Below are 15,957 nucleotides of genomic sequence, written 5' to 3'. Positions count from 1 at the left end.
GAAAAGGTGGAAGTGATTCGCTTGAAGAAGCCAAATGTTGTTGTATTAGGTGCAGGTTATGGTGGATTAATGACAGTGACGCGTTTACAAAAGATGATTGGCGTCAATGAGGCAAGCATTACGCTTGTCAACAAACATGATTACCATTATGAATCAACATGGTTGCATGAGGCAGCTGCAGGAACGTTGCATCACGAGCGCGTTCGTTATGCAATTGCAGATGTCATCGATCAAAGTAAAGTAAAATTTATTCAAGATACGGTTGAAAAAATCAACCTCGAACAAAAACAAGTATTGCTTCAAAACCATGAGCCGTTAACGTATGATTATTTAGTTGTTGCTCTTGGATTTGAATCTGAAACGTTTGGCATTAAAGGCTTAAAAGAATATGCCTTCTCGATTGCGAACGTTAACGCTGCACGTCAAATTCGCGAGCATATTGAATACCAATTTGCGACATATAGCACAGAAGAAGAAAAACGTGATGAGCGTTTGACGATTGTCGTTGGTGGTGCAGGATTTACAGGTATCGAATTTTTAGGTGAGCTTGTAAACCGTGTCCCAGAACTTTGCCGTGAATATGACGTTGATCCAAATAAAGTGCGCATCATCTGCGTAGAAGCAGCACCGACAGTTCTGCCTGGTTTTGACCCAGAACTTGTTGAATATGCGGTAAATGTTCTTGAGAAAAAAGGTGTCGAATTTAAAATTGGTACAGCGATTAAAGAATGTACACCAGAAGGCATTATCGTTAGCAAAGACGATCAAGTAGAAGAAATTAAAGCAGGAACAGTTGTATGGGCGGCTGGAGTACGCGGAAGTCACGTCATTGACGAATCAGGATTTGAAGCGATGCGCGGTCGTGTGAAAGTCGATCCATTCTTACGTGCCCCAGGACATGAAGATGTGTTTGTTGTTGGAGACTGTGCGTTAATTATTAACGAAGAAACAAACCGTCCATATCCGCCAACAGCGCAAATTGCAATGCAACAAGGGGAAGTTTGCGCGAAAAACTTAGCTGTGTTAATTCGTGGTCAAGGGGAATTACAACCGTTTAAACCAGATCTAAAAGGAACAGTATGTTCGCTTGGACACGATGATGCGATCGGCGTCGTATTTGGCAAGAAAATTTGGGGGGCAAAAGCGAGCGTCATGAAAAAAGTAATTGACAACCGTGCCCTTTACTTAATTGGTGGTCCAACACTTGTTGCGAAAAAAGGAAAATTTAAGCTATTGTAAAAACGAGCGAAGCGACTTTTCGCTCGTTTTTTCTTTACAAATGATATATTTTTATGTATAATTATCTGAAAATTAAGAAAAAGGAGAGAGGGCTATGAATAAAACAACGTGCCAATATTGCGCTGGAAACGGTTATGTTCATGTTGCGGTTGGAGGGTCAGAAACTTGTCACTATTGTGAAGGGACGGGAGTAGAAAAAGATGAAGTGGCAATGAAGCAATAATTGACTCATGTTTTCGCTTTCAGTACACTTAAAATGGTGTATTGGAGGTGAAAACGTATGGAGATGAGCATTCCTGTTTTATTTATTTCTATCTTATTGTTTTTTGTTTTATTTTTTGGCATTGGTTTTTTATTAAATATGATTTTACGAACGACGTGGACGATGGCGATATTAAGCCCGTTCGTTTTATTATTGTGGATTGATCAAATTTCTATAATGGACTATGTCACAAACCCATCTGCATCTTTTGCTCATGTGAAAGAGCGAATAGGATCGTTAGCGAGTGCGGATTTAATCATTTTAAGTAGCGGGATTGTAGGTGCAATTGTTTCAGGTATTGTCATTCAAACATTGCGTAAAAAAGGATATCGTATGTTTTAAACCTTCACAATCGTGGAGGTTTTTTTATTTCTCTTGCGGTGGATGTATATTTTTTTTGAATGTTGGAAAGAAATACAACCGTGGGAGGAGTGAATAAATGGGTATAAAATGGTTAAGACGAACGACCATGGTTGTATTGTTTATGTGTGCGTTCATGACGACATTTCAATCGATATCAGGCGTTGAAGCGAAGATGCTATCTGATTGGTTTTCACCTTCACGTTTTTCTTTTTTCTCATTCAAGTCGTTGTTTTCAACGGATACGTATGAGTATGTAGCAGATCGTTTTCGAAAAAATGAGAAGCAAGTGACACAACTATCATCCCAACAAACAACAAACGAATCGTTGACGTTAGAAGAAGCATTCGATTGGTCGCAATATCCGTCCGTTACTGTTGTAGCAACAGGATATACGGCTGGAGTGGAATCAACAGGAAAAACGCCTGATCATCCGAGTTATGGGATCACATATTCAGGTGTGCGTGTGAAACGTGATTTGTATTCGACGATTGCAGCAGATTTAAACATTTTCCCAATTGGAACGATTTTATTTATTCCGGGATACGGATATGGTGTTGTCGCAGATACAGGATCAGCGATTAAAGGCCATAAAATTGATTTATATTACGAAACAGTAGATGATGTGTATAAACATTGGGGAAAGAAAAAAGTGAACGTATATGTCGTCAAACGCGGAGATGGAACATTATCTGAGCAAGAGATGATTGCACTGAACGAAAATGAATCGATGCAAGTGTTTCGGCAACAATATATAAAGAAAGAGGAAAAGGAAGTTGGTCTATAACCGAACTTCCTTTTCTTGTTATGCAACGTATTTGCTATATGCTTGATGTTCGTTTAGGGCTTTATAAATGCGTGGTGCCATGACACCGGCAACGACCGATAAGATGATATCTTTTGGAAGCGGAACGAGCATCCAGCTCCATGCCATCGTATAAGAAAAACCTTCTGGCGCGTCAGCCCATAATTTGAACGCGACATACATCCAATTTGTGCCGACAACGTAGTTAATGATCATGCCGATAATGGTTGCTGTGATAAAGCGTGCTACGGAACGATTTGCACTTTTTTCAATAAGTAAACCAGTGACGTATGCTGCAAGAATAAAAGAAAGAATAAAGCCAAACGTTGGGGCAACGATCGTTGAAAACCCTCCGCTAAAACGGGCGAAAACAGGTGCGCCGAATAATCCGATGAGCATATATACAGTCATTGCTATTGCTCCTCGTTTTGCTCCAAGAATGGCGCCAGCTAATACGCAAAAAAATGTTTGTAACGTGATTGGAACTCCACCAATAACGAGAAAAGGAGCCCACGATGTAATGTTTGCTCCGATCGCCATTAACGCTGCAAACATGGCGATAAACGTTAAGTCTCTCGCTCGCATTTGTTAACCTCCTTTTTTTATTTGTTAACGAAATGGTATATGATAAAACAAAAAATGTCAATACATAAGTGCAACGTACTTGTGCAACATAACAATACGGAGGGGATGACAATGAGGGAAGAGGAACAATTGCTTCGCGCAAATCGATTAGGTGCAAAAGAAGATATGATTCATATAAGTGAAACGGATGATGGACATGATTTGCGCGATGCAGCCTATATAGGTGAAAAGCAGATGGCGGCACCGAATTATCGCCAGTAAAGCAAGAAGGTGAGTTGGCAACAAGGCGACTCGCCTTTTTTTGGTGAAAGTGTAATGTGAATCGTATTTGGATTAAAAGAGATTTTCATTTCCGATTCGATGCCGATGGATTGAAGTTGCTTTTGTACTTCTTCTTGTTTTGATTGTTGGGCTTTTTCCATTAACTGTTTTGCAAAAGTAGGATCGTTTGCGATTTTTGTCGAAATGGTCGTGGCATCTTTCAATAGTTTTTGTATCGCTTTTGCTGATTGTGTAAATTGTGTAATATCAACGTTTGGATACATTGTTCTCCCTCCTTGGAAGCAGTATATGACGAAAAGAAAAAAACGCTCAAAGGCGAGCCTTGAGCGTTTTTATAAGTAACGAATGAATATATACGCGTGTGAAATAAGCAAGGAAATGAGCGTCAGCGGTGCTCCGATTTTTAGAAAATCAAAGTAGCTAAATCCATGACCTTCACGTGAAGCAATCCCTGCAACGATAACGTTTGCAGATGCTCCAATTAACGTTCCGTTTCCACCTAAACAAGCGCCAAGCGCTAACGACCACCATAAGACGTCGATTTGTGCTGAGTCTGGAGATAACCCCATGCCGACAGCCATATCTTGAATGAGTGGGATCATCGTTGCAACAAACGGAATGTTGTCAATTGTTGCAGAAGCGATTCCAGACACCCAAAGAATTAAATAAGACGCATAATGAATATTTCCTCCTGTGATTTCCAATGCTTTCTCGGCCAAACTTTTAATAAGCCCGATATCGACGAGCCCCCCAACGAGTGTAAACAATCCAGCAAAAAAGAAAATGGTTGTCCACTCAACAGAAGCGAACACTTCTTCTAAGTCGTGTTCTTTTACGCCGATCATCATTAAAATGACAGCGCCTGTCATTGCGATGACTGCCGCATCGACGTGAATCACTGAATGGAGCATAAAACCTAAAATTGTTAATCCAAGCACAGAAACGGACTTTTTCAATAGTACGGCATCTTTAATGTATTGTTTTTCATCGAGTTTCATGAGCCGTTCGATGAGCGCAGCATTTGCTTGAAGACGTTTGCGATAAAACACGTACAAAATAGCAATAACAACAGCCATGATGACGAGAACAACAGGACCTAAATTAAATAAAAAGTCGTTAAACGTTAAATGTTTATTGGCAGAGCCGATCATAATGTTTGGCGGATCTCCAATTAATGTTGCTGTACCACCGATATTTGAGAAAAGCACTTCAGAAATTAAAAACGGAACAGGGTCTACTTCTAACATACGTGTAATAGAAAATGTAACCGGAACAATTAACAAAACGGTTGTCACATTGTCGAGAAAGGCAGAAAGAACAGCTGTCAGCAATGATAAAATGACTAAAATGTTAATTGGGCTTCCTTTCGCCATTTTTGCAGCTTTAACCGCAACATATTGGAAAAAGCCAGATTTGCTCGTAATGCTAACAAGGATCATCATACCGATTAAAAGCGTGATTGTTCCCCATTCGATATGATGCGTGTATGCTTGATGTAAATCAACGATGCCGAAAATAATCATAAAAGCGGCACCTAATAAAGCGATGACAGCACGATTCACTTTTTCTGAGATGATAATGGCGTATGTAATCAAAAAGATTGCAATGGCCGCATAGTATTGAAAATTGCTTACTTCATGAGTGATTGCCTCATGCACGATCTGTCATTCCTTTCTTTTTTACTTTTTTAGTGGCTGGGAGCAGCTTGGACATGTTAAATGCGTCGTGTCAGCGTTTACATTGCGAATATAAAAAGAAAACCCGCAGTTCGCGCATTCGATTTGTGATAAGCGATCGATAAACAATTTTGTGGATGGTGACCCTTGTTTCGTTGTATCGATAACTTCCACATGCACATGCTCACGGGAATCGTCTTCTGCAAGCACTTGTCCTTCTGTTTCTTCTTTTACCCGCCATCCGTGATCTAAAATATGTTGCTCTAGTTGGCTATGAGAAGAGTTTGCTAACATATCTTCAGCTAATGTCATCAACTGTTCATTTGTTAAAGATTCAAATGGAATTTTTTGTTTTTGTTCGTTCCAATACCCCCTTAATTGTGCTTCTGTAAATACGAATGTGATGACTTTGTGGATCACGACGTTTTTCAAACAAATACGCCTCCCCTTTTTTGTTTACGAATCCAATTATATTCCTTTTTGCGAAGTGATACAATTGTCTTTATGATATAATGAGTGAGAAGATATATGGAGAGGTTGATTGTATGACTGACATCATATTTGGATTGTTTTTATACTTCCCAGAAGATAAAACAGAGTACATTCCTGCTGCCATTTCATTTACGGCATTTTTTATTGCGGCTGTGTTGACGATGCGGGCCATTATAAAAATTTCAAAACGTCAAGAAGAAAAAGCGAAGCAATTAGAAGAACAGCTGAAAAAACAACAAGTAAACGACTAAATGAACAAAAACTGGGCATAATAAGCTGTAAATATGTAGTTGGAGGGCTTATTGTGCGTCAAATGATTATATGTGTCGTTTTATTTCTTTTGAGCGGATGTATGGAAGAGAAAGTGAAAAACGTCGATGTCAATATGATAAATGAAGATAGTGACTCGATTGGGACGATTAAAATGTCGCAGCAACCTGAAGGAGTGAAACTCGATATTGATTTAAAAGGGCTGCCTCCAGGAGAACATGCGATCCATATTCATGACAAAGGAACATGCGAACCACCTACATTTCAATCAGCTGGGGAACATTTCAATCCAGAAGGAAAAGAGCACGGTCTCCTTCATCCGGAAGGAGCGCATGCAGGCGATTTACCGAATTTAATTGTAAAAGAAGATGGAACGGTGAAAGTGCAATTGATGGCTCCGAATGTCAATTTGTCAGAAGAGAAAAACGGCCTATTCACCAAAAACGGAACATCGATTGTCATCCACGAAGGAAAAGATGATGGGATGTCTCAGCCAGCAGGAAATGCAGGCAAGCGAATCGCATGCGGCGTGATTAAAAAACGGTAGTCGCAAGCGATGTCGTCTTGCTTATTTTTTTGAAAAAATGCGTGCATTTTTTTCTAAATTGTGTGAAAATTTATGGCAGGGGGGATTTGTATGAAACTAACTGAAAAAGAAATTGAAATTGTTGAATTGTTAGAAAAAAACGCGCGTCTGCCGATTGATACGATGGCGAAAATGGTTTCTCTATCGGTTTCAGAAGTAGAGGATATAATAAAAAAATTAGAAGAAGCGAAAGTGATTGTACAATATGCAACGATCGTGGACTGGCGGAAAGTAGATGGCCATGAAGGGGTGACAGCAATGATCGATGTCAAAGTGACACCGAAGCGTGGCGTTGGATTTGACGAGGTAGCCGAACGTATTTATCGCTTTCCGGAGGTTAAGTCTGTCTATTTGATGTCTGGTGCCTACGATTTATCTGTTGTCATTGAAGGACGTTCCATGTCTGAAATTGCCCATTTTGTTTCTGAAAAATTATCGACGCTCGATTCCGTCATTTCAACGACAACCCATTTTATTTTAAAGAAATATAAGCATGACGGCACCGTGTTTGAGCAAGGTGATCAAGATCGAAGAATCGTGGTGGCTCCGTGATGCAAAAGACGAAAACATATATATCTGACACTGTATCACGCTTAAAACCGTCTGGTATTCGTCGCTTTTTTGATTTAGCGGCAAGTATGGAAGGGGTCATTTCACTTGGAGTGGGCGAGCCCGATTTTATTACCCCTTGGAGTGTGCGGGAAGCTTGCATTTTATCATTAGAACAAGGCTATACATCATATACAGCGAACGCAGGTTTATGGGAGTTAAGAAAAGAAATTAGCGACTATGTAGCGCGTCGATTTCATGTGTTATATGATCCAGCTGATGAAATAATTGTGACGGTTGGGGCAAGTCAAGCGCTCGATGTGTCGCTTAGAGCCATTGTGAATCCAGGTGATGAAGTCATTGTTGTTGAGCCGAGCTTTGTTTCGTACGCACCGCTTGTTTCATTAGCTGGAGGTGTGCCAATTCCCATTCAAACGAGTGGAAAGCATCAATTCAAATTGCAACCAGAGCAAATTGAGCAAGTTGTGACGCCGAAAACGAAAGCGTTAATCATTTGTTCGCCAAACAATCCGACAGGAGCGGTGTTGAATGCGAAAGAATTGATGCAAATTGCGCACATTGTCGAAAAGCATGATTTGCTTGTCATTTCGGATGAAATTTATGCGGAGTTATGTTACGACGAACAATACACAAGCTTTCCGGCAATTGATCGCATGAGAGAGCGAACGATTTTAATTAATGGATTTTCGAAAGGCTTTGCGATGACAGGATGGCGCCTTGGATTTATTGCTGCACCGAGAGATTTCGCTACGGCGATGTTAAAAATTCATCAATACACGATGATGTGTGCACCGACGATGGCGCAATATGCTGCCATTGAAGCATTACAAAATGGAGCGGCTGATGTCGAACAAATGAAAAAAAGCTATCGGCAACGACGCAACTTCTTTGTTCAATCATTGAATGAAATCGGCCTTTCTTGCCATATGCCGGGAGGGGCGTTTTATGCATTTCCGTCCATTCAGTCAACAGGCATGACATCAGAGCAGTTTGCAGAGCGTTTATTGTTAGAAGAGAAAGTAGCTGTTGTTCCCGGCCATGTGTTTGGAGGAAGCGGGGAAGGATATATTCGTTGTTCATATGCATCATCGCTCGAACAATTGCAAGAGGCGATTCGGCGCATGAAGCGATTTCTTGAACGACTGTAAAAAAAGCTGACGCGCTGTCAGCTTTCTTTGTTGTATTTCAATTCATATAACATTTGCATGACGCGCAAAAAGTCTTCTTCACTAAATTCTTTTGCTTTTCGCAAAATAAGTTTTGCGCGCTTAATGCCAATTTCTTTAATTAAATATTCGATTTCTGGATCGAGACTAGATGAATTGGATAAATCGGCACGCTCTAATAATTCAGATGCAGGGACATCGAGCGCAGTGCAAAGTTTTAAAATAGTTGGTGTGTCAGGGACTTGCTCCCCGGATTCGTATTTTTGAATGGTTGCTACCCCTACCCGAACTTTCATGGCCAACTCTTGTTGTGACATATTTCGCTGTTCCCGATACATGCGAATATTTTCACCAATTGTACTCATTTATTCTCCCACCTCTCCAAAATTCGTTTACATATTTATCATACCATGTTCCTATTTATCCTCGTGCACAAAATTAACACTTTTTCAGTGAATTATGTTACAATTTTTCAAAAAACGAGGAGTGTTTCATTTGGAGTGGAAGGAAGGTGCGATTGTTACGGGTGTTGTGACGGGAATACAGCCATATGGGATATTTGTATCGCTTGATGAACGAACTCAAGGACTCATTCATATTTCAGAAATTACAGATGGGTATGTAAAAAATATTTATGATTATGTGGATGTAGGAGAATGTGTTCGGGTAAAAATTATCGCGATCGATGAAAAAACGAAGCGAATTAGCTTATCGTTGCGTGATGTTGATCATGACACAACGAATATCGAAACCCCTTTAGGATTTCAACCGTTAAAAATGCAACTAGAAAAATGGATTGCTGAAGCGAAAAAAACGTACAACTCACCGAATGATCGGTGAGTTGTACGTTTATGTTCTCGATATTTTTGGTTCTGTACGTCCGAGTTCTTCCGTCGGTTTAAACAGCAATACAAGGTTAATGAGCCCAGCAATTCCGACGAGAGCGTAAACAATGCGAGCGAAAGCCGATGCTTGACCACCGAAAATAGCTGCCACAAGATCGAAGCGGAAAAAGCCAATGAGCCCCCAGTTTAGCGCTCCAATAACAGTAAGCAATAGTGCGATTCGTTGTAACGTGCTCATGTTCATCCTCCTTTAAAACATCGTATTCATTTATAGAATGGATCATTTGAAGAGAAGTATGCATAAAAAATGCAATTTTCTTTACTTATTTGTTTCTTTTGGAAATAATGAAAGGAAGGAGGGATAAACATGGAAAATTTCGTTTTTCATAATCCAACGAAATTAATTTTCGGTAGAGGACAGATTGAACATTTGAAAAAGGAACTTCATTCGTATGAACGCATTTTAATCGTATATGGCGGAGGAAGCATTAAGAAAAATGGCGTATATGATGATGTCATATCTATTTTGCGTTCATTAAATAAGTCTTGGACTGAGCTTGCTGGTGTTGAACCAAACCCTCGTTTATCTACTGTGCAAAAAGGGATTGACATATGCCGTCAAGAAAACATTGATTTTATTTTAGCGGTTGGAGGCGGAAGTGTCATTGATTGTGCCAAAGCCATTGCAGCGGGGGCGTTATATGATGGGGACTCATGGGATTTTATTTCACGAAAGACGACAGTTCAACGGGCACTGCCAATAGGAACAGTATTAACGCTAGCAGCGACAGGATCAGAAATGAATGCAAATTCTGTTATTACAAATTGGGAAACGAAGGAGAAATACGGTTGGAGCAGTCCGGCTGTCTTTCCTACATTTTCGATTTTAGATCCCGTTTATACAACAACTGTTCCGAAAGACCATACAGTGTATGGCATTGTTGACATCATGTCGCACGTATTAGAACAATATTTTCACCATGCGCCAAATACGCCATTACAAGATCGTATGTGTGAGTCCATTTTACGAACTGTAATTGAAACGGCTCCAAAACTTATTGAAAATTTACAGCATGTTGATCATCGTGAAACAATTTTATATTGTGGAACGATGGCCTTAAATGGAATTTTACGCATGGGGCTACGCGGTGATTGGGCCACACATAATATTGAGCATGCTGTGTCAGCGGTGCATGACATTCCACACGCAGGTGGGTTAGCTATTTTATTCCCGAATTGGATGAAGCATGTGCTTGATGAACATGTGGAGCGTTTTAAGCAGCTAGCTGTTCGGGTGTTTGACGTTTATCCAGAAGGAAAAGGAGATCGGGAAATTGCGCTAGAAGGAATTGAAAAGCTTCGAGCGTTTTGGAATAGCATAGGTGCTCCTTGTCGATTAGCAGATTATCATATCGGTGAAGAATCATTGCCAATAATAGTAGAAAAAGCAATGGCGTTCGGCCCATTTGGTAATTTTAAAAAGTTACACCATGATGATGTCATGGCGATTTTACAAGCCTCATTGTAAAGTGCGAAAAATGTCATAATGAATCCGTTTACATTGTTTTCGTGAACTTGATTCTCGATATTTATTTCGCTAAAGTGAAAGAGGATACAATCATTGAGGAGGAAACGTACATGACGCATATTCAGTTTGACTACTCAAAAGCGTTGTCTTTTTTTGGTGAACATGAATTAATGTATTTGCGTGATGCAGTGAAAGTGGCACATCATGCTCTGCATGAGAAAACAGGACAAGGAAACGACTTTTTAGGATGGATTGATCTCCCTGTCGCATATGATCGCGAAGAGTTTGCTCGCATTCAACAAGCAGCTAAAAAAATTCAACAAGACTCTGATGTATTGTTAGTCGTCGGCATTGGTGGTTCTTATCTTGGTGCTCGTGCGGCAATTGAAATGTTGCAACATTCTTTTTACAACGCGCTCCCAAGCGAAAAACGAAAAACACCGCAAATTATTTTCGTCGGCAACAACATTAGTTCTACATATATGCGCGATGTTATGGATTTACTGGAAGGAAAAGATTTTTCCATTAACGTCATTTCGAAATCGGGAACGACGACAGAACCAGCGATTGCATTCCGTATTTTCCGTAAACTTCTTGAAGAAAAGTACGGAAAAGAAGAAGCGCGCAAACGCATTTATGCAACAACAGACCGTGCGCGTGGAGCGTTAAAAACGTTAGCGACAGAGGAAGGATACGAAACATTTGTTATTCCAGATGATGTAGGTGGTCGTTACTCTGTTTTAACAGCGGTCGGTTTATTGCCAATTGCCGTAAGCGGAGCGGATATTGAGGCAATGATGAAAGGGGCTGCCCAAGCACGCGAAGATTTCAGTAAATCAGAACTAGAAGAAAACATTGCTTATCAATATGCTGCTGTACGTAATGTGCTATACAACAAAGGGAAAACAATTGAGATGCTTATTAACTACGAGCCAGCGTTACAATATTTTGCTGAATGGTGGAAGCAATTGTTTGGTGAAAGTGAAGGAAAAGACCAAAAAGGTATTTTCCCAGCTTCTGCAAACTTTTCGACAGACCTTCATTCGTTAGGGCAATATGTGCAAGAAGGTCGTCGCGACTTGTTTGAAACTGTATTAAAAGTAGAAACACCACGTCATGAGTTGACGATTGAAGCAGAAGATAACGACTTAGATGGATTGAACTATTTAGCAGGAAAAACAGTTGACTTTGTCAACACAAAAGCGTTTGAAGGAACATTGTTAGCACATACAGACGGTGGTGTACCAAACTTAGTTGTAACGCTACCACGATTAGATGAATATACATTCGGTTACCTTGTTTACTTCTTTGAGAAAGCGTGTGCGATGAGCGGATATTTACTTGGAGTCAATCCGTTTGATCAACCAGGTGTAGAAGCATACAAAGTGAACATGTTTGCTCTTCTTGGTAAACCTGGATACGAAGAGAAAAAGGCTGAGCTTGAAAAACGATTGAAATAATGAAAAAAAGAGCTTTTCCTGGGTGCAGGGAAAGCTCTTTTTTTGGGCATGATAACAAACAGAGGAGGAGTGATCGATATGATTGAAATTCCATCTGCATTAGAAGGAAAAACATTTTTATTAAATGTGTTAGAACAGGAATTAAAACCTCTCGGCTATGTGATCGGTGGAAATTGGGATTACGATCACGGTTCGTTCGACTATAAGATGGCGGATGATGTTGGGTACCAATTTTTACGCCTTCCATTCGTCGCGATCGATGGACAACTCGATTCATATGGGGCAACGGTTGAATTGAAGCGCCCATACGTCTTATGCCATAAATATCAGCGTGGCTTAGATGACAATGTGCATATTGGGAATATAAACGCATCATTTAATCAATTTTCTGAGCCAGAAGATCCCGATGCAACGGTACCTGATCGATATGTAGCTATGGCAAAAACGCTCGTCAAAGATTTAGAAGAACGGTTATTGCGCTAAGACGATAAGTTCATCTGTCGACTGAATGATCGTATGCGACGGTGGATTAATTACAACATGTTGATTGTTTGCGACACCGATAAGCAATATATCTTCTTTTTTTAATTCCGTAAGCATTGACGCAAAAGACATCCCGTTCCATTCGTCGCGCATAGCCAACCGTTTGATTGGATGTTTTTTGAATTGCTCGACGTCGTTTAATATGTTTGGAGATGAGAGGCAATTGGTCATTAAGAAGCTGATCCATTTATTTGTTTCAATCGTTTCATCTGCCCCAGCGCGCTTTGCATTATCAACTTGGGTAGTTGTTAATATTTCCACAACAGTATACACGGATGGATGAAGCGCTTTTACTGTTAAAAGGGTGACGATGGATGCTAAATCGGCCTCCGTTTCGTTTTTATGTTGATTGGCAGTAATAATGACGGTGCGGGCTTCAAATACGTTTGCTTTTTTCCACACATCGTCATGCGTCGGATTTCCTTTAATGAAATGAACGTGTTTCGGAACATCCCAACGTTTTAGAGTCTCATCGATCACGAGACACGGAATGTCGGGCGGCATGAGAGCAAGTAGCTGGCGAATGCGTTCATTCCATCCGACTAAGATGACATGTCCCCCTTTTGTATAAGGGAGTTCCCCAGTTGATAAAGCGTTTTCTTTTGAAAGTGCTTTTGTAGATAGCGTGACAAAATAAGCTGAAACAAAAGCTGTACCGAGCAAAATGAGAGTGATAGCGACAAGTTTACCACCCAATGTTTTCGGTACGAGGTCGCCATAACCAATCGTTGTTGTTGTAATGAGCGCCCACCATATGCCGTCGAATGCTGTTAAAAATGTTTTTGGCTCGACGACATGAATGATCATCCCAAATAAACAGATAATTGTTGTAATGGTGAATATGATTCGTATCAGTGGAGAAAGTCGCCAATATGAAGCGAGAAATTCATACCATCTCATCTATTTTCCCTCCTGTTTTATTATTGTAGACGAGATGGTGTCATTTCTTACATATTTTCTCTCAAAAAGAAAATAATATGAACGAAAGGAGGGACGCTGATGGATATGCATCGCATTAAACAAATTGTTTCTTCGCCAGATGATATTCGGGTATGTTATCACGGTCAATCTGTTTGGATTGATGGGTACGATGAAGCGAATCGAACAGCTACCGTACATATGCGTGGCCGGGAACATGAACGTCACATCGTTCCAGTAGAAGAACTAACAGAAGAGTAAAAGAAAAACCCTTGCGATGCAAGGGTTTTTTGATGGAGCATACCGGGTTCGAACCGGTGACCTTCGCGCTGCCAGCACGACGCTCTCCCAGCTGAGCTAATGCCCCTTTTGTTTATATTGTAAAAACATTTTGTTTTTTCGTCAATCGATATTAAGAGATCATCGGGATGGTTTGCATAATGGTTTCACTATTTTGTTCAATCGGAATCTCATCGTTTTCCATCCACTCTAAAAAGGAAGATGTTAGTTGTGGATCGAATTGTGTCCCTGCTCCTCTTTTGATTTCTTCATAAGCTTCTTCCCATGTAAGTGATGCGCGATATGGCCGAATGCCTGTCATTGCTTCAAGTGAATCAGCTAACGCCACAAGACGAGCGAGAAAAGGGATGGCCTCTCCTTTTTGGTTATATGGATATCCATTGCCATCCCATCGTTCATGGTGGTATAAAACAATATGAGAAATTTCAGATGAAACATGGTAATGTTGTAATATTTGTATACCGAATAGTGGATGTTTTTTCATTTGAGCAAATTCTTCTTCAGATAGCTTTCCTCTTTTTGTTAAAATATGAACAGGAATGTGTAATTTACCGATATCGTGAATGAGTGCTCCAAGTTGAAGTTCTCGCTTTTCTTCATCATTGAGTTTCAAAAACGAAGCAAAAGATAAAGCGATTTTCGTCACTCGATATGAATGAAGGAAAGTTAGCTCGTCCTTTTTTGAGAGCTGGCGCATAAGGAAACAAAGTTCCATATTTTTTATAATAGAGGACATGTCGTTCTCCACCTTTTTGTTTTGAAGGAAATTTTCATCATATATACTAATATAAATGAGAATCATTTTCAAGTTAAATATTTTCGATATCGACGCCGCGAACAGAAGGAATTTGATGAATAAACTCGTATACATCTGTTGTTGCGCGTTTTTGATCGACAGATACTTTTAATTCAACAAAGTGATTTCCGTTATCTAAGTCTTTTATGCGCACCGTTTTAATGCGAATATTTTTTTGTTTAATCGTACCGATGACTTCAGAAATTTTTGTTGCATCTAGCACGGTGAGTTTAACGGAAAGCTCTTTTTCTCTTAGTTGTTTCGGACCGAAAACGGTTGTTATAAGCGGAATAAGTTCGACGCTAGCGATAAGGAAGATGACGCACAATATCGCTTCGATATAAAAGTTTGCCCCTACAGCGATTCCGACACCTGCAGCTCCCCAAATGAGCGCGGCAGTTGTTAAACCAGAAATGCTATCGTTTCCGCGGCGAAGAATAACACCTGCGCCGAGAAAGCCGATACCTGATACAATTTGAGCAGCGAGGCGAAGTGGATCCATATTTATATGGTCGCTTTTTGGAAATGTGTATGCTGATTCAATTGAAACGATTGTTAACAAACAACTTACAATCGAAATAACGAGGCAAGTTTTAAGACCAACAGGTTTTCGTTTTAATTCTCGTTCTAGACCGATAACGAGCCCGAGGACAGCAGAGATTCCGAGTTTCATAAGTACATGGGCGTCCATGAGACATTCCTCCTTTTCTTCGTAATTAAGTATATTCGAAAGGATGACGAACATGAAGGCATATATAGCACTAATTATTGGAGCACTTTCTATTTCCACTTCAGCGATTTTTGTCAAATTTACAGATGCTCCGTCAGCTGTTATCGCATTTTATCGCCTCTTTTTCGCAGTTGTTTTCATGACTCCGTTGTTTATTGTAAAACATATACGCGAAACGAAACAGATGAAAAAAAAAGATTGGGCTTTTGCGGTGTTGTCTGGAACATTGCTTGCGTTTCATTTTATTCTTTGGTTTGAATCGCTTCGTTACACATCCGTTGCAAGCTCCGTCGTTTTAGTTACGTTACAGCCGATATTCGCTTTTGTTGGTGGATTTTTCTTTTTTAAGGAAAAGATGACGATGAGTGAATGGGTAAGTGCGCTACTTGCAATTTTAGGTAGCGTCATTATTAGTTGGGGGGATTTTCGCATAAGTGGCAAAGCACTTTATGGAGATATGCTTGCATTGATTGCGTGTGCTATGGTCACGGGCTATTGGTTAGTCGGTCAACATTTACGAAAGCAATTTTCTCTAATTACATAT

24 protein-coding genes and 1 tRNA gene (1 of these 25 running past the window's edge) are annotated in these 15,957 nt (G+C 40.1%); 15 read left to right on the top strand and 10 right to left on the bottom strand.

The window, feature by feature from the left end; translation table 11 throughout:
- Window positions 1-12: 12 nt before the first annotated feature.
- The 4 genes from AFK25_RS12540 (at window position 13) to AFK25_RS12530 (ending at window position 2,648) form a co-directional block, all read left to right on the top strand.
- Complete coding sequence (locus tag AFK25_RS12540; RefSeq protein WP_035062810.1) at window positions 13-1,239, top strand: NAD(P)/FAD-dependent oxidoreductase; 1,227 nt, start codon at window positions 13-15, stop codon at window positions 1,237-1,239.
- Window positions 1,240-1,333: 94 nt separating this feature from the next.
- Window positions 1,334-1,462, top strand: a complete 129-nt coding sequence (locus AFK25_RS15145) for a YuiA family protein (protein WP_009362226.1) — start codon at window positions 1,334-1,336, stop codon at window positions 1,460-1,462.
- Window positions 1,463-1,519: 57 nt separating this feature from the next.
- Window positions 1,520-1,843 carry a YuiB family protein gene (locus AFK25_RS12535; RefSeq protein ID WP_009362225.1) on the top strand — a complete coding sequence of 108 codons (324 nt, stop codon included), beginning with the start codon at window positions 1,520-1,522 and terminating at the stop codon, window positions 1,841-1,843.
- A gap of 97 nt (window positions 1,844-1,940) precedes the next feature.
- The gene (locus AFK25_RS12530) at window positions 1,941-2,648 is read left to right on the top strand and encodes a 3D domain-containing protein (protein WP_019417395.1); all 708 of its coding nucleotides are present in this window, start codon (window positions 1,941-1,943) and stop codon (window positions 2,646-2,648) included.
- An 18-nt stretch (window positions 2,649-2,666) separates the two neighbouring features.
- Here AFK25_RS12530 and AFK25_RS12525 read toward each other — a convergent pair whose 3' ends face one another.
- Entirely contained in the window at window positions 2,667-3,251 is a 585-nt protein-coding gene (locus AFK25_RS12525; protein ID WP_035067400.1) for a biotin transporter BioY, read from the bottom strand.
- 111 nt (window positions 3,252-3,362) lie between these two features.
- On the opposite strand from AFK25_RS12525, the gene AFK25_RS15140 reads away from it, so the two are divergent.
- Window positions 3,363-3,512, top strand: a complete 150-nt coding sequence (locus tag AFK25_RS15140) for a hypothetical protein (protein ID WP_009362222.1) — start codon at window positions 3,363-3,365, stop codon at window positions 3,510-3,512.
- Here the strand turns inward: AFK25_RS15140 and AFK25_RS12520 are convergent.
- From AFK25_RS12520 to AFK25_RS12510, 3 genes are all read right to left on the bottom strand, one after another.
- Window positions 3,500-3,796: a YuzC family spore coat inner layer protein gene (locus AFK25_RS12520; RefSeq protein WP_009362221.1), complete on the bottom strand. Its 297-nt coding sequence runs from the start codon at window positions 3,794-3,796 to the stop codon at window positions 3,500-3,502. The two genes, AFK25_RS15140 and AFK25_RS12520, sit on opposite strands and share 13 nt — an antisense overlap.
- A gap of 69 nt (window positions 3,797-3,865) precedes the next feature.
- Window positions 3,866-5,191 carry an ArsB/NhaD family transporter gene (locus tag AFK25_RS12515; RefSeq protein WP_019417393.1) on the bottom strand — a complete coding sequence of 442 codons (1,326 nt, stop codon included), beginning with the start codon at window positions 5,189-5,191 and terminating at the stop codon, window positions 3,866-3,868.
- Between the two features lie 21 nt (window positions 5,192-5,212).
- Window positions 5,213-5,641, bottom strand: coding sequence for a hypothetical protein (locus AFK25_RS12510; protein WP_026011614.1), 429 nt, complete (start codon window positions 5,639-5,641; stop codon window positions 5,213-5,215).
- Window positions 5,642-5,754: 113 nt separating this feature from the next.
- On the opposite strand from AFK25_RS12510, the gene AFK25_RS12505 reads away from it, so the two are divergent.
- The 4 genes from AFK25_RS12505 to AFK25_RS12490 all read left to right on the top strand — a co-directional run bounded on the left by AFK25_RS12505 (window position 5,755) and on the right by AFK25_RS12490 (window position 8,275).
- The gene (locus tag AFK25_RS12505) at window positions 5,755-5,952 is read left to right on the top strand and encodes a hypothetical protein (protein WP_009362218.1); all 198 of its coding nucleotides are present in this window, start codon (window positions 5,755-5,757) and stop codon (window positions 5,950-5,952) included.
- Between the two features lie 62 nt (window positions 5,953-6,014).
- On the top strand, window positions 6,015-6,518 hold the full coding sequence (locus AFK25_RS12500) for a superoxide dismutase family protein (protein WP_033383368.1): 504 nt from the start codon (window positions 6,015-6,017) through the stop codon (window positions 6,516-6,518).
- Window positions 6,519-6,608: 90 nt separating this feature from the next.
- Entirely contained in the window at window positions 6,609-7,109 is a 501-nt protein-coding gene (locus AFK25_RS12495) for an Lrp/AsnC family transcriptional regulator (RefSeq protein WP_009362216.1), read from the top strand.
- Window positions 7,109-8,275 carry an aminotransferase gene (locus AFK25_RS12490; RefSeq protein ID WP_009362215.1) on the top strand — a complete coding sequence of 389 codons (1,167 nt, stop codon included), beginning with the start codon at window positions 7,109-7,111 and terminating at the stop codon, window positions 8,273-8,275. The genes AFK25_RS12495 and AFK25_RS12490 overlap by 1 nt, the downstream gene beginning before the upstream one ends.
- Window positions 8,276-8,292: 17 nt before the next feature.
- Here AFK25_RS12490 and AFK25_RS12485 read toward each other — a convergent pair whose 3' ends face one another.
- A complete protein-coding gene (locus AFK25_RS12485) occupies window positions 8,293-8,658 on the bottom strand; it encodes a helix-turn-helix domain-containing protein (RefSeq protein ID WP_009362214.1) in 366 nt (121 codons plus the stop codon).
- Between the two features lie 130 nt (window positions 8,659-8,788).
- Here AFK25_RS12485 and AFK25_RS12480 point away from each other — a divergent pair, with 130 nt between their 5' ends.
- Window positions 8,789-9,133 carry a CvfD/Ygs/GSP13 family RNA-binding post-transcriptional regulator gene (locus tag AFK25_RS12480; protein ID WP_019417391.1) on the top strand — a complete coding sequence of 115 codons (345 nt, stop codon included), beginning with the start codon at window positions 8,789-8,791 and terminating at the stop codon, window positions 9,131-9,133.
- A 9-nt stretch (window positions 9,134-9,142) separates the two neighbouring features.
- Here the strand turns inward: AFK25_RS12480 and AFK25_RS12475 are convergent, their stop codons facing one another.
- Window positions 9,143-9,376 carry a DUF378 domain-containing protein gene (locus AFK25_RS12475; RefSeq protein WP_026011613.1) on the bottom strand — a complete coding sequence of 78 codons (234 nt, stop codon included), beginning with the start codon at window positions 9,374-9,376 and terminating at the stop codon, window positions 9,143-9,145.
- A 129-nt stretch (window positions 9,377-9,505) separates the two neighbouring features.
- Between AFK25_RS12475 and AFK25_RS12470 the strand changes: the two genes are divergently transcribed.
- The 3 genes from AFK25_RS12470 (at window position 9,506) to AFK25_RS12460 (ending at window position 12,609) form a co-directional block, all read left to right on the top strand.
- On the top strand, window positions 9,506-10,666 hold the full coding sequence (locus tag AFK25_RS12470; RefSeq protein WP_035067397.1) for an iron-containing alcohol dehydrogenase: 1,161 nt from the start codon (window positions 9,506-9,508) through the stop codon (window positions 10,664-10,666).
- Between the two features lie 110 nt (window positions 10,667-10,776).
- A complete protein-coding gene (locus AFK25_RS12465) occupies window positions 10,777-12,126 on the top strand; it encodes a glucose-6-phosphate isomerase (protein WP_035067395.1) in 1,350 nt (449 codons plus the stop codon).
- A gap of 78 nt (window positions 12,127-12,204) precedes the next feature.
- Window positions 12,205-12,609 (top strand): YugN-like family protein, encoded by a 405-nt coding sequence (locus AFK25_RS12460; protein ID WP_035067393.1) that lies wholly within the window; start codon window positions 12,205-12,207, stop codon window positions 12,607-12,609.
- Here the strand turns inward: AFK25_RS12460 and AFK25_RS12455 are convergent.
- Complete coding sequence (locus AFK25_RS12455; RefSeq protein WP_035067392.1) at window positions 12,598-13,569, bottom strand: potassium channel family protein; 972 nt, start codon at window positions 13,567-13,569, stop codon at window positions 12,598-12,600. The two genes, AFK25_RS12460 and AFK25_RS12455, sit on opposite strands and share 12 nt — an antisense overlap.
- A 99-nt stretch (window positions 13,570-13,668) precedes the next feature.
- On the opposite strand from AFK25_RS12455, the gene AFK25_RS12450 reads away from it, so the two are divergent.
- Entirely contained in the window at window positions 13,669-13,848 is a 180-nt protein-coding gene (locus tag AFK25_RS12450) for an H-type small acid-soluble spore protein (protein WP_009362208.1), read from the top strand.
- Window positions 13,849-13,881: 33 nt separating this feature from the next.
- On the opposite strand, the gene AFK25_RS12445 is transcribed toward AFK25_RS12450, so the two are convergent.
- The 3 genes from AFK25_RS12445 to AFK25_RS12435 all read right to left on the bottom strand — a co-directional run bounded on the left by AFK25_RS12445 (window position 13,882) and on the right by AFK25_RS12435 (window position 15,374).
- Window positions 13,882-13,954: transfer RNA gene (locus AFK25_RS12445), tRNA-Ala, on the bottom strand.
- A 45-nt stretch (window positions 13,955-13,999) separates the two neighbouring features.
- The gene (locus AFK25_RS12440) at window positions 14,000-14,623 is read right to left on the bottom strand and encodes an HD-GYP domain-containing protein (RefSeq protein ID WP_035067390.1); all 624 of its coding nucleotides are present in this window, start codon (window positions 14,621-14,623) and stop codon (window positions 14,000-14,002) included.
- Between the two features lie 73 nt (window positions 14,624-14,696).
- Window positions 14,697-15,374, bottom strand: a complete 678-nt coding sequence (locus AFK25_RS12435; RefSeq protein WP_009362206.1) for an MgtC/SapB family protein — start codon at window positions 15,372-15,374, stop codon at window positions 14,697-14,699.
- Window positions 15,375-15,426: 52 nt separating this feature from the next.
- Here AFK25_RS12435 and AFK25_RS12430 point away from each other — a divergent pair, with 52 nt between their 5' ends.
- A protein-coding gene (locus AFK25_RS12430; RefSeq protein WP_081957763.1) for a DMT family transporter crosses the window boundary here: on the top strand, window positions 15,427-15,957 show its 5' portion. The gene runs 366 nt beyond the window's last position; only the first 531 of its 897 coding nucleotides appear in the window; it begins with the start codon at window positions 15,427-15,429; the stop codon falls past the right edge of the window.

Source organism: Anoxybacillus gonensis, from assembly GCF_001187595.1.
Taxonomy (GTDB): Bacteria; Bacillota; Bacilli; order Bacillales; family Anoxybacillaceae; genus Anoxybacillus; species Anoxybacillus gonensis.
This window is presented reverse-complemented; position numbering and strand designations above follow the sequence as displayed.